This is a genomic window from Propionispora hippei DSM 15287 (genome assembly GCF_900141835.1).
GTDB lineage: Bacteria > Bacillota > Negativicutes > Propionisporales > Propionisporaceae > Propionispora > Propionispora hippei.
Map to the genome: position 1 here is coordinate 70,384 of NZ_FQZD01000009.1, position 11,938 is coordinate 82,321.

The window sequence follows — 11,938 nt, forward strand, 5'->3', positions numbered from 1 at the left end:
ATTAAAGCTTAAACCGGCCTACGGCTCGGGTTAATTCTGCAGCCATTTTAGCAAGGGTTTGACTGGAGGCAGCAATTTCTTCCATAGTTGCCGATTGTTCCTCTGTCACAGCCGACACCGTCTGAGCCTTACTGGCAGCTCCTTTGCTGATCGTGTCAATATCCTTCACAGACTGGATAATTTGCTGGCTGCCACCGGTCATTTGCTGTATAGAGGCAGAAATTTCCCTGGTCTGTTCCGATACGGTATCGATAGATTGGAAAATAGCCTGAAAAGCACGTCCGGACTCTACAACCACTTCCGCGCCATTGCGGACCTCTCTGGTGCCTCCTTCCATGGCCAGTACCGCGTCAGCCGTATTGTGCTGTATTTCAGCAATTAAAGTACTAATTTGCTTCGCAGCTTCCTGTGATTGTTCGGCTAGTTTGCGGACTTCTTCCGCCACTACGGCAAAACCCCGTCCCTGTTCTCCGGCACGGGCTGCTTCAATGGCAGCATTAAGTGCCAGCAGATTGGTCTGGCCGGCCAATCCGGAAATGGTATCGACAATCTGGCCGATCTCCTGGGAAGCAGCTCCCAGCTTGACCACCACCTGCGAAGAATGCGCCACAGCCTTTTCGATATTTCCCATTTGTCTAATGACGTTTTCCACCGTCTTGTTGCCTTCTTGCGCCGTTTCAGCCGACTGCGACGAAGTACCGGCCACCTGGTTGGCATGAGCGGCAATTTGGTCAATGCTGTCCGACATTTGTTCAACAACCGCCGTTGCGCCATCGACAGCCCGCAATTGTTTTTCCGCTCCATCCGCTACTTCTCCGATCACTGCCGCCACCTGAGCAGCTGTCTGAGCCGACAGATCGGCATTGGCATTCAATGTCTGGCTGGCAGCGGCAAGCTGCAGAGCTACTTGCTGGATTTGGGAAATTAAGTTGCAAAGCTGTTGTAGCGTATTGCCAATAGCCCCCTCCAGGCGTCCGACCTCACCCCGTTTGTCCCGGGCGAAGGAAATACTCAAATCACCCTGCGCTACCTGCTCCATTTTCTCCAGCAATTGATAAATAGGGTTTACTAATTGGCGTTTCATAACCAAAAGAATTAAAAAAACCGCAAGCACCAAGACACCCGCACTTAATACGCAGGTTATCAGCATGTTTTTCTGCAGTTGCGCCAATGTATTCTGCCTGTCTAATACCACTTTGATCAAGGCTTTGACCTGACCGGAGTAATCCCGGACCGGAACCGCTACATAAGCCTTCTCACCGTTATTACTATAGCCGTAGCTCATCGCACCGCTGGCCGCAACCTGCCGGGCAGTATCGATCGGCAGCGCCAGCAGGTCTTCATCCGCAGTCGCTGCCAACAGCTTGTCCGTTCCGTCTGGGTTCAACTCATAGCAATAATACTCACCGGGGAATTTGGCCTTTAATTGTTTTTCCAAAAAGACTTTATCAAAATTCATGCCTGTTTCCACCGTACCGACAGGGGCATTATTGAAATAAACTGGCATAACAGCGCGAAAACCCCAGCCGGTAACGCCGGCTTCAATGCCGACAACAGGCTTAAGGGATTTGTTAGCCTCGACTACCGTTTTTCTAAAGCCCGATAAGTCATCACCAAACTTACCCGGCGCATTAATTCGTAAAAAAGAAGTCGCCGGCGCCAGATGGAACTGCATTTGTTCTACGCCCTGCTCCTTAAGCTGCTTATACACCGGGCCAACCAGCCGGAATAAACCTTCCCGGTCCCGCTCGCTAAGCAGGCGTGCCACTTCCGGATTATAGGCAAGGGAAGCGGCGACCGCAGCGGAACGATTCAAATATTCTTCAATACTGGTTTGGACAATCATGTCTATTTTTTTAAATTCCTGTGCTTCATCCTCTAGAATGAGATTCCGTTGATTGCGGTAGCTTAATCCGCCGACAAGCAACAAGCTTATGACAATAACAGCCGTTATAACAATAGTGAGTTGTGACTTTAACATTTTCATAAAAATCCCCCTGACTTTTTGGTATCAACTGTCATTTTCAATCATCGGAAATCGCTTTGCAATGTCCTTAAGGTTGCTGCTGCCCTCCTCTCATCGGAGCTGGTTCCGCCACCTTGGGTTCTGTCCACTTTTTTGCAGTAAGCCGGCCAGGTTTACTGATCGAAAACAAAAAAAACAGGCTACGATTGATATTTCAATCGCAGCCTGGCAGTCATCGGTAGCTAACCCTTTAGACCCATGGCTTTGCGTCCTCACCTTTCGGCTGAGTTTGCCCATTCCATTTATTTTCCTTTTCGACAAATTACAGGAAAATCCTCTTGCTATTCTACAAAACTCACTCATATTTTGACTTTTTCGTCAGCAAGCTCACTGTAGCTATGTCTCACTCAATGGACCACTTCCTGCAGCATGCCGTTCCTGATCCGGCCCACTATATCCAAATCATCAACCTGATAAGTTATATATTCCTATCCGATCTTACTATGCGCGACATTTAGCCTATACCCTAACCCGGAAAACCACTCGGCCGCTGAACTGAAGTTTATATCAAGACAGCCTGATACCCGTCAACGGATACCAGGCTGTCTTCTTTGGCTTAGACAACATTCAGATCACATTATATTTTTTCAGTGCCTTATAAATTCCGTCCTTATCCACATCGTCGGTTACCGCAAAGGCAGCCGCCTTCAGTTCTTCGGTGGCATTTCCCATGGCAATGCCATAGTTCACCTGGCGCATCATCTCCAGGTCATTGCGGGCATCGCCAAAAGCGAAGGTATTGGCAAAATCAATACCCAGTTTTTCGTGCAAAAAGCGGACACCCTTGCCTTTGGTATGGCCGGGCAAGTGGATATCCATGCGAATATTTTCCGAGGTGTACATATCTACCAGCCAGTCTTTTGGCAAACAATCCCGGCAGGTAAGCATCTGTTGTTCGGCGGCAAACATAGCGGTGACCATCCCGGAGTGAATCTCTTCCGGCTGCCAGGAAAATATCCAGGGCTCATCGCCTGATAAGTCGGCACCGAACAATTCCCTATGGCGCTGTAGCACCGGATGATCCGCCGGGCTCGACCAGATACCCAGGCTGCCGGTGAAATTAAACGGCACATCATATTCCTGGAAAAGTCGCAGTAAAAAAGTAAGGTTTTCAGGTTTAAAATAATTGTCATACAGGACTTCCTGGTGAAAAGTAATATAGTTACCATTGCAGCCGATGAATCCGTCAAAATTAAGTTTTTCCAATACCGCTGGCAGCTTGCCCCGGGCCGAAGCCACCACGGCATAATGGCCTTTTTCCTGCAGCAGGCGAACCGCTTCACAGGTGCTGGGCAAAGGCTCATACATACCGCCTGGCAAATGCAGCATGGTCCCGTCAACATCAAAAAACACAATCTTTTTCCCCATAAGCCATTCCTCGTTTTCTTCGTTCTTCGCTATAACATGTTACATTCCTACTCTTCTATATTTATCTCACACAATAAAAATTCCTGCCGTTACCCCTCCGGTACAATTGGACCGCCGAAAGTAACCAAGCCTGGCAAGTTATCCTAAGACATTCTCACCGGGCTTATCCGCTACAGAGTATACTTTAAGATTCCCACTGCCCCTGCAAGCTCTCGCCAGTTTGCACAGTTCCTCCGCCACTACGCTAAAGCCTCTCCCCCTACTCACCGGCGAGGCCAACCTTCATTGGTTCTTACCTCATCGCCGCCCAAATCAAAAGCACCCTGCAAATTACCCGAAACGCAAAGGCAGGCAACCGGTATCTTAATACCCCAGTTCCCTGCCCACAATCACCACTTTGATACGGTCTTTGATAAATTGCCGTTTAATCACGGCAAAGCTGTTACATATCCGTTCCTCACTTTTGCAATCCACACAATATCCCAGCGTAGCGCAGGGCGTCTTCTTGTTTAACCGCTTCGCATCCAAAGGGGCTGCGTAATGTCTTGTCCGTTTTTCCGCTTCCTCCAGATTTCTTACCAGCTTGTTAATTCCAGCCACAATAATAACCTGCTCCGGACCATAGATCATAGCGGCTACTCTACTGCCATTGCCATCAATATTGTATAATTCGCCCTCCTCAGTTAAGGCGTTCGTACTAGCTAGAAATGTATCAGCGCCAAAGCTTTGCCGGTATAGCGCTTTTTTCTCTTCCCGGGTAATTCCCTGCCGGTACTTGTCCAGAAAGTTGTAGCGGCCATTACGCAAAAGATCCAGTATGCCTGTTTCCCCAAGCGTTACCGAGTCTCCCACTGCCACCGTCGAATGCTCGGGGATCAACTGCTTTATCTTTTCTTTTAACGCCAGTTCATCAGCAACATAAAAAGAACCAATATTATGCTTTTCCAAATTAGCCATCGTACGTTCAATCTGCTTGTTTCTATACCATGTTATATGATTGTCCATTCTTCCAATCACGTCCAGTTACATATTTTATCTTTAGTTTCTTAGCAAGTAAACTTGCAGCCAGAAAAAAGCAGAGCCCTATCGCGACTGCCCACGCAGAAACCAATCCAGCGTGGCCGCCCGCTGCTCGGCAGGAACTTTCGTCTGTACCTCGGCATGCAGCCAGGCCAATGTTTTAGCTCTTAGATACTGCCTCATCTCTTCTTCCGCTTCCAGCATGACCACTTTAATTAAACAGGGACACTTTTTGTGTGAGTCCGGCAGGTTTTCTTTGTCCAGCAATATCTCTTTTTGCCTGATCTCCACACAGCGGAAGAAGTGAGAAGCCCCCTCGATGGCCTCCACAACATCCCAAAAGGTGATGGTCTCCGGCGTACGGGCCAACTTATACCCGCCTTTAACGCCGGGAATCGATTTGACAATACCCGCTTTCGTAAGCTTTGTATATACCTTGGAAAGATAGGTCTCAGAAATGCCCTGGTACGCCGCTAAGTCCTTGATCCCCACTGATTTGCCGGCCGGAAAATCCACCATATATAACAGACAATGTAACGCGTACTCTACACCCACGGAAAATTGCAATGAATTCACCTTCTCATACTGTTTACTTTTCACATAGTACTTCCATATTTCCGATTAGTCAATACAAACTCCTTCACATTATAGTCAAATATTATCTACAATCCCTTTCTTTTACGCAAGAGCGGTTGACACAAGGAAATACTCTTTATATAATAATTACAGATAATATATATCTGCGATTATAATTATCTGTAATTTTATATTTTATAAACATATAGGAGGAAAAATATGCTAAGCGAAAAATTTTTCGAAGTATTAACCCATGAAGGAGTCGTTTCCATCGTGACCTGGAATACGGAAGAAGTCCATGTGGTAAATACCTGGAATTCCTACCTGGTTATCACGCCTGACCAACGAATCTTAATTCCGGCGTATGCCATGCACCGGACCGAAAAAAACCTTACTCTCCACAATAAAGTGAAACTGACTTTAGGCAGCAGGGAAGTTATGGGCTATAAAGACTACCAGGGTACAGGCTTTCTCGTCGAAGGAACAGGAAAATTTCTTGCATCCGGCCCTGAATTTGATATGATGAAGGAAAAGTTCTCCTTCTTAACCAGAGTATTGGAAATCACCGTTGCCAAAGCCAAGCAAATGCTCTAATAACTAACCGTTCCGGTTAGCTCCGTAAAAAAAAATTATTTCTCTCTTGCTTATCTTTTTTTGTAAATTTCACTTATGGTAACTTAACGTATATATCCAAAATCCTATTGAAAAATGTGCAATGGCCCCACCCTTGTCAGAAACAAGAGCGGGGCCATTTCCCACTGTTTTCGTGGCGTGGTCAAAGATCCTTTCTTTTGGCGTTACCTTAAGAATAAATATTTTAAAAGTTAAGCAGACTGCAATAAAATCACACTGTTAGCGTTATTATAAGTAGAACCTTATTTAATCTACCGAGGAGAGTGTATGATGAATCTTGATACGAAAGTAGTGGAAGCTTTTCAATTAATGTGGGAAAATTTCCCCGAACCGGTTACCCTGGTACACAAAAGCCGTGAAGTCATTGCCGTGAATGCGGCCTGTGCGGCGATTGGCCGTATGCCCGGCATGCGGTGTATTGAGCAAGGCGCGCCGGAAGCCCACAGAGGCTGTCTGGCCAATCAAGCCTTGCAAACCCAAAAAGCCACTTACAAAACCATTACTCGCGGCGACAAAAATATCATTTCCTATTGGCTTCCCATTAACGGCTACCCCGATTATTTCATCCATTTTGGTGTGGGCGTTACTATTGACTATCAATAAGCCAATAGAACTTTATCCAATTTCATTGACTGGATTTCTTTTCTCGAAGTAATTTCGAATATGTCTTTTATTAAATACTTGCAAACTATAAACCAGTAGGTGGTTATTCATTTATGCCGAAAACTATCATCTATTACTTTTCAGCCACCGGCAACTCCAAGCACGTGGCTAATGTTCTGGCGTCCAACATTGAAGATTGCCGTTTATGTCCCATTCCGCACACGGCGCAAGAAGAAAGTATTTATATTGATGCCGACATGGTAGGCCTGGTCATTCCCACCCATTACTTTGGCGTGCCGCCGCTGGTTGCCGCCTTTATCCGTAAATTAAAATTTGCTCCAAGCGTAAATTATGTATTTGCGATCATAACCAGTGGCAGCAGCCAATACCTGAACAGTTCACTGAAGCAGCTCAAAAAGCTTTTCTTTGTCCAAGGACAAGAACTGCATGCCGGCTATCATGTACAGATGATATCCAGCTATATCCCGCTTTCCGACATTCCGGCACCGGAAAAGCTGCAGCAAACGTTAGCGGCAGCCGACAAAAAAATAGAACGAATGATTCATTCGATCTTAATCCGCAAGTATCACTATGATTCGGAAGGAATGTATACCCCTCTCCAGGGAATCAACCGGTATTGGCAGAAACATTTACTCCCTAGTACTTATACAAAATTCAGTTGCAGAGAATCCTGTACCGGTTGCGCTACTTGTGCCAAGGTATGCCCCGTCAAGAATATAACGATGGCAGGGCAACGGCCGCAATGGCGGAAGGATTGCCAGGAATGCCTGGCCTGTCTGCATCTATGCCCGTCCGAAAGCATCGAGTTTGGCAAACGGACGGCGGCCCGGCAACGTTACCGCCACCCCCAGGTCACCGTTAAGGAACTGCTTATCGACAGACTGCCATGATTAGCCTTACTCAGCTATATGCGTACGAACCTTGTAGAGGAATGTTTATTTTGCAAAAAAACGAACAAGATCTCATCATCCTGTTTAAGCAAGAAAAAGAAAACTTACTTCGTTTTGTTCGCTCCAAGATCACAGGTATTTCCGATATGGATGCGGAAGATATCGTAGCCGATACTTTATTTAACATATATAACCGGTTGAGCGCTGATCACCCCATTGAAAATCTGCTGCCCTATCTCTATCAATCGGTTAAAAATAAAATATTCGATTGGTTTCGCCGTCCCCAACCGGCAGTCTCCCTGGATGCCGCCGAGGTGGATGCCCAACTGCAAAGAAATGAACTGCTGGATAACCGGGCAGCTATTGAATATATCGTAGAACAAAAAGAACTTGCTTTACTATTAAAAACCGCCTTAGTAAGCTTAGAGCCCAAACAGCGTGCCATATGGGTTGCCACGGAAATTGACGGCTACAGCTTCAAGGAATTATCGGTAAAATGGCAAGAACCGATCGGCACGCTGCTGGCAAGAAAAAGCCGGGCAACCGCTAAACTAAGAAAACTGCTGCAAGAGTATAAACAAAATTTGGACAGAGGTGAATAGAGGTCATGAACGTTCACTGTAATTTTTGTATAACCAAAACACGCCACGTATTGGTGCAAATTTTATATGGCCTGCTGTTAGCATTACTCCTGGGGCTTGCCTTCGGTTTTTTTGTGCAAGCACTATGGAATGCACTATTGCCTGATTTATGGGGCTGGAAGGCGATTACTTACTGGCAGAGTGTCGGGTTGGTAATACTATCCCGTCTGATTTTCGGCAGTCACGGCTATCATAAATCACCGCTGCAGCCCGCTGCAGCCTGTAAAGTCAACTTTGCCAAAAAGGAAGTCGATTCCAGCGATCATCAGGATCTGTACTATGAGACCTGGTGGCAGGAAGAAGGAAAATACTCGTTGGAACGCTTCATGAGCCGCCTGCAGGATAAGGAAAAATAGACGGAAACACCTTGTATGTATTAGACCTTAAGCGAATCTGGATTCAGAAAGGTAGTTGGTATTAATGAGTCTTTATCGAAGCCTTATTAGCAGAGGCTGCGTTATAGGCCAAAGGAAGGCCGTTATAAAAGTTACGTCCGCCTGCCTATTCATCGGAATACCAGCACAGCTCCTATTTTATCCTTCTGCAAAAATCGCCATATCCGATACCATCAAATCCATAAGCTGTTCCACCGTACTTTGGGCAAGTGTTGATTCAAAAAAGTTTGTCGATAAAGTCAGCGTATCATTATATGTGCTGGCAATCATCATAAATCCAGGAGAATAGCATCCGCTGCCAATCATATAGTAATCTTCAACCGCAACGGAACCTAAGTGGATTCTTTCCTTAGCCAAAACGCCTACATTGGATAACCATGGATTACAATATTCTAATTTAACCTTTTCTGCAATAAATTGCTCAAATTGACTTTCTGCCTTTTTAAAGCTGACTTGTCCAAGCGTTTGGAAATATAAAGCCATATCTATACCAGGGCAATCATTCTTTACTTTTTTTGTTTCGCTTAAAACTCCTGCCAAAGTGGCATGGAAACTTTCTGTTAACTTTTGATGAATTCGAATGGGATTCATTCCTGAAAGATTGTAAATAGAGTTTGTTCTTTTTTCAGGCAAATACGTCCGTAAATCGGAAGTAAAGCATAAAGAGATAAGTTCATTGTCTATTTTTGCTATCTTGGAAAGAGAACGGCTTAAAGCAGCTAAGCAAACATCATTTATCGTTGCCTCGTTGTTGCGTGCATATTGTTTTAACCTGCGAAACTGAAGTGGACTAATTTGCCGGGACACTACGGTTTGATTTATGCTTTCCCCTAAAGTGCAAGGAATGGCAACCGTATCTCCAGGGTCTGTGGGTGCTTCTTTTCTATTCATCATCGTATTGATTTTAGCTATAACTTTAGGCAACTGAAAAATTTCATCTTGTCCACGATTATAAGAGACTGGAGGTTGGACTGTATATTGGCTGCCTTTAAATAAATGATCATAAATAGAAATCAAGAGTTCCATATATTCCTTAAGGCCACCCGCATCACAGCAGGCATGATTAACCATTACGCATATGGTGTCCGTCTCAGCTCTAAATACCCTAGCCTTTATCTGACAATCCTTTTCAAAGTCTACCATTTGTGCAATAAAACTCCGAAGCTCTTCCTCGACTTCCAAAGTTTCAACAACAGAGCACAATTGAACTTGACTAAGATCATCTCGCCACTCCCAATAAGCGGTTTCATCTTCTTCAATCAATCGGCAACCTAAAATAGGCTCCAGCTCTAACGATATGCGCAACACTTGTTCGAATAGTCTCTCGTCAATGCGTCCTGTAAGCCTTAATACACAACTTAACTGGCTATTGGCGGAGTACTTTCCTACCAGGTAATTAAAAATATCCTGTGGAACAGCAGGATACCGCTTACCATGTTCCATTGTACGTCCCCCTTTATAAAAAATTTATACCGCAATAAGTTTTGTTTATAGCCAATCTCCGGTTTCCATATATTTGATATTTATTATATCATACTTTTACCTAAGCCACTGTCCCGTATGGAAAATTACACATAATTCAAAATTCTTCTACAATAATATAAGCAAAAAATCACCTTCTTGTTGGAGGAAGCCGGCTACGGTCAATGGATGCAAATTCTTCAATCACCGGCCTCAATTCTGTTTCAATAGAGGCAAAGAAGGTGTCCTGGCCACCGGTTGCCAAGTCTTCCCGGCCTATTCATCAAAAGCCCTTCCACCAGCTATCCTCTTCTTCTCTTTGGAAATCATCCACATAATATACACTCGTACTACCGCATTTAGGGCAACATTCCATATATCCGCCATCACCGATCGGCTTCAATATGGCCCCTTCTGTATTAAACACTTTTCCGCATTTTGTGCACTTTACAACTGCCATGTTTGTTTCCCCTTCCAGCATAAGTATGCTGCCAGGCCGGCAGCAATATCATAGAAATTAAGTACTTCTAAAGTTAGCTCACTATTCCGGAGTTTTTTCTTCCGAATTGCATTCTTGTCACTTCCATAAATCTTTTTCAAGGGGTGCAATAACCGAATGGGCAACTCCCTCCCGTGGCCGTGCCATCCAATTGGCAACCGTATCGCGCCACTTTAGATAATGGTCCGTTTTCTTATGCGCTGCTGCCGATTCTTCTGTTAAATAGGCTTCATACAAAAAAAATCTTGTTTCATCCGCATTGCATTGAAGTACATCAAAACGCAGGTTGCCTTCCTCTTTAATAGAGTTTTTGTGATTTTCCAATGTAGCTTCGATAAATTCAGCGATGAATTCTTTCTTTACATAAACAGTAACACAAGTAACAATCATATAGATCCCTCTCTTATTCAAATTTATTGATGTAAGCCTTCTATGGACGGTTTTTCCTATTTTGAAAACCACTTTTCACCTTTGAGAAATTATTTGAATTTCTCAAAGAAACATGTCCCTGTCTCCCCATATAAAGGGGATGGTACTGTTGAGTCCGATCATTTCTCGCTTAGATAATCTCTTGCCAAAATTGTATAGCGATATTATACTTCCTGCCTTCCGGTGACTCGAACAGACTTCCCTATAATTTCTCAGCGAGACAGCGCCGCCCGCTTCTTATTGATGTCAAGCTATAACTATGCTTAATCATCTGCGCCAATTCTTCCTTAGACACATCGCCATTAACTCTCACGGTATTCCAATGACTTTTATTCATGTGAAAGCCAGGAAAAACATCTTTCTTCAGTTCCCTTATCTCTTCTATGTACTGAGGCTCGCATTTTACATTAATATATAATTGACTCTCACGCTCAAAAATTAAAGCAAAAATCTTTTTATTTTCTTTATGTCTTATGGTAGTCCATAAGATGTCAGACTGCCTTTTATTGAAAGGATAGTCTTCATAAACGTCATTGAATTTCAAACACAAAAAAATAAGCTGCTTACGCGTCATATATCTTTGCCCCTTTAAAAGCTCTAATGGCTATAAGCATAGCAATGAGATAAGAAATATGAATTGGCCTAACTTTAGACGAACTTTTCATTCCTGCTTATCTCAAGTATATTCTAACTCGCATTATACTTTAAATCAACAGTACCGTCCCCCATAGCCTTTCTGACGGCTGACCTCGTTTTATTCCTATAATATCTTGAATATTACTGCAACAGCACTCCCCAGAGGGATAGAAAAATGATTACAACAAATGCTATTAAGACTATCCTTTAGGAGGCTAAATAAAATGCCAAAAGAACAAACAATCATTTCCACCTTCCCTTCCATGACTAAAGCAGAAGCGGCAAAAACAGCTTTGGCAAATGCCGGACTAACCGACAGTTCCATCAAACGCTCCAGCCGGTATGGCGTATCTACCGACGACGAGATGGACAGCGCCATATCCAGTGCCGAAACATTAACGGGCCTCACCTTGTTTTCGGCCAACACTTCAAAAGAATCCAAAACAGTTGAACGCGTGCTCATGGGCGCCGACCCCTCTGTAAGCGGCTTTAGCATGAGCGGAAACCCATTAGCCGGAGGGCATGCCTTTACTCTTGTTGTTTTTGTCCCGCCTAATCGTGTGGAAGAGGCGGTAACTATCATCAAACAAAATGGCGGCGAAGTATAGCCGCCATTTCGATAGTTAAATTGGGATACGCGAAAACATCCTCAGTTCTCTTTTTCACTTCACGTGTACCGTTATTCATTGTGATAACCGCTTTGCCTGTGTCCTGCTGAATTTCTTGAATTAGTTCAACAA

General features: G+C 44.3%; 14 protein-coding genes and 1 riboswitch. Of the genes, 6 read left to right on the plus strand and 8 right to left on the minus strand.

Annotated features, from left to right (window positions below):
- Position 1: 1 nt before the first annotated feature.
- From F3H20_RS06565 to F3H20_RS06580, 4 genes are all read right to left on the minus strand, one after another.
- Positions 2–1,987 (minus strand): methyl-accepting chemotaxis protein, encoded by a 1,986-nt coding sequence (locus tag F3H20_RS06565; RefSeq protein ID WP_149734149.1) that lies wholly within the window; start codon positions 1,985–1,987, stop codon positions 2–4.
- A gap of 195 nt (positions 1,988–2,182) precedes the next feature.
- Positions 2,183–2,270, minus strand: a riboswitch (cyclic di-GMP riboswitch).
- A gap of 323 nt (positions 2,271–2,593) precedes the next feature.
- Positions 2,594–3,394: an HAD family hydrolase gene (locus F3H20_RS06570; protein ID WP_149734150.1), complete on the minus strand. Its 801-nt coding sequence runs from the start codon at positions 3,392–3,394 to the stop codon at positions 2,594–2,596.
- Positions 3,395–3,757: 363 nt separating this feature from the next.
- Entirely contained in the window at positions 3,758–4,399 is a 642-nt protein-coding gene (locus tag F3H20_RS06575; RefSeq protein ID WP_149734151.1) for a lactate utilization protein, read from the minus strand.
- A gap of 78 nt (positions 4,400–4,477) precedes the next feature.
- Positions 4,478–5,014 carry an RrF2 family transcriptional regulator gene (locus F3H20_RS06580; RefSeq protein ID WP_223191656.1) on the minus strand — a complete coding sequence of 179 codons (537 nt, stop codon included), beginning with the start codon at positions 5,012–5,014 and terminating at the stop codon, positions 4,478–4,480.
- A 195-nt stretch (positions 5,015–5,209) separates the two neighbouring features.
- Here F3H20_RS06580 and F3H20_RS06585 point away from each other — a divergent pair, with 195 nt between their 5' ends.
- The 5 genes from F3H20_RS06585 (at position 5,210) to F3H20_RS06605 (ending at position 8,134) form a co-directional block, all read left to right on the plus strand.
- A complete protein-coding gene (locus F3H20_RS06585) occupies positions 5,210–5,584 on the plus strand; it encodes a pyridoxamine 5'-phosphate oxidase family protein (RefSeq protein WP_149734152.1) in 375 nt (124 codons plus the stop codon).
- 306 nt (positions 5,585–5,890) lie between these two features.
- A complete protein-coding gene (locus F3H20_RS06590) occupies positions 5,891–6,226 on the plus strand; it encodes a hypothetical protein (RefSeq protein WP_149734153.1) in 336 nt (111 codons plus the stop codon).
- 113 nt (positions 6,227–6,339) lie between these two features.
- A complete protein-coding gene (locus F3H20_RS06595; RefSeq protein WP_149734154.1) occupies positions 6,340–7,137 on the plus strand; it encodes an EFR1 family ferrodoxin in 798 nt (265 codons plus the stop codon).
- A gap of 41 nt (positions 7,138–7,178) precedes the next feature.
- Entirely contained in the window at positions 7,179–7,739 is a 561-nt protein-coding gene (locus F3H20_RS06600) for an RNA polymerase sigma factor (protein WP_223191657.1), read from the plus strand.
- A gap of 5 nt (positions 7,740–7,744) precedes the next feature.
- Positions 7,745–8,134, plus strand: a complete 390-nt coding sequence (locus F3H20_RS06605) for a hypothetical protein (RefSeq protein ID WP_149734156.1) — start codon at positions 7,745–7,747, stop codon at positions 8,132–8,134.
- Between the two features lie 177 nt (positions 8,135–8,311).
- On the opposite strand, the gene F3H20_RS06610 is transcribed toward F3H20_RS06605, so the two are convergent.
- From F3H20_RS06610 to F3H20_RS06620, 4 genes are all read right to left on the minus strand, one after another.
- Complete coding sequence (locus F3H20_RS06610; protein WP_149734157.1) at positions 8,312–9,616, minus strand: hypothetical protein; 1,305 nt, start codon at positions 9,614–9,616, stop codon at positions 8,312–8,314.
- A gap of 301 nt (positions 9,617–9,917) precedes the next feature.
- The gene (locus tag F3H20_RS19845; protein WP_188128222.1) at positions 9,918–10,094 is read right to left on the minus strand and encodes a hypothetical protein; all 177 of its coding nucleotides are present in this window, start codon (positions 10,092–10,094) and stop codon (positions 9,918–9,920) included.
- A gap of 117 nt (positions 10,095–10,211) precedes the next feature.
- Positions 10,212–10,523: an antibiotic biosynthesis monooxygenase gene (locus F3H20_RS06615; RefSeq protein WP_149734158.1), complete on the minus strand. Its 312-nt coding sequence runs from the start codon at positions 10,521–10,523 to the stop codon at positions 10,212–10,214.
- Positions 10,524–10,764: 241 nt separating this feature from the next.
- Positions 10,765–11,136 (minus strand): MmcQ/YjbR family DNA-binding protein, encoded by a 372-nt coding sequence (locus tag F3H20_RS06620; RefSeq protein ID WP_149734159.1) that lies wholly within the window; start codon positions 11,134–11,136, stop codon positions 10,765–10,767.
- Between the two features lie 286 nt (positions 11,137–11,422).
- On the opposite strand from F3H20_RS06620, the gene F3H20_RS06625 reads away from it, so the two are divergent.
- Positions 11,423–11,806: a hypothetical protein gene (locus F3H20_RS06625; protein ID WP_149734160.1), complete on the plus strand. Its 384-nt coding sequence runs from the start codon at positions 11,423–11,425 to the stop codon at positions 11,804–11,806.
- Positions 11,807–11,938 lie beyond the last annotated feature (132 nt).

Coding starts and splice junctions, on each gene's coding strand:
- F3H20_RS06610 (WP_149734157.1), bottom strand. CDS start 9,616: ATGGAACATGGTAAGCGGTATCCTGCTGTTCCACAGGATATTTTTAAT.
- F3H20_RS06605 (WP_149734156.1), top strand. CDS start 7,745: ATGAACGTTCACTGTAATTTTTGTATAACCAAAACACGCCACGTATTG.
- F3H20_RS06600 (WP_223191657.1), top strand. CDS start 7,179: ATGTTTATTTTGCAAAAAAACGAACAAGATCTCATCATCCTGTTTAAG.
- F3H20_RS06585 (WP_149734152.1), top strand. CDS start 5,210: ATGCTAAGCGAAAAATTTTTCGAAGTATTAACCCATGAAGGAGTCGTT.
- F3H20_RS06590 (WP_149734153.1), top strand. CDS start 5,891: ATGATGAATCTTGATACGAAAGTAGTGGAAGCTTTTCAATTAATGTGG.
- F3H20_RS06595 (WP_149734154.1), top strand. CDS start 6,340: ATGCCGAAAACTATCATCTATTACTTTTCAGCCACCGGCAACTCCAAG.
- F3H20_RS06620 (WP_149734159.1), bottom strand. CDS start 11,136: ATGACGCGTAAGCAGCTTATTTTTTTGTGTTTGAAATTCAATGACGTT.
- F3H20_RS06615 (WP_149734158.1), bottom strand. CDS start 10,523: ATGATTGTTACTTGTGTTACTGTTTATGTAAAGAAAGAATTCATCGCT.
- F3H20_RS06625 (WP_149734160.1), top strand. CDS start 11,423: ATGCCAAAAGAACAAACAATCATTTCCACCTTCCCTTCCATGACTAAA.
- F3H20_RS19845 (WP_188128222.1), bottom strand. CDS start 10,094: ATGGCAGTTGTAAAGTGCACAAAATGCGGAAAAGTGTTTAATACAGAA.
- F3H20_RS06575 (WP_149734151.1), bottom strand. CDS start 4,399: ATGGACAATCATATAACATGGTATAGAAACAAGCAGATTGAACGTACG.
- F3H20_RS06565 (WP_149734149.1), bottom strand. CDS start 1,987: ATGAAAATGTTAAAGTCACAACTCACTATTGTTATAACGGCTGTTATT.
- F3H20_RS06570 (WP_149734150.1), bottom strand. CDS start 3,394: ATGGGGAAAAAGATTGTGTTTTTTGATGTTGACGGGACCATGCTGCAT.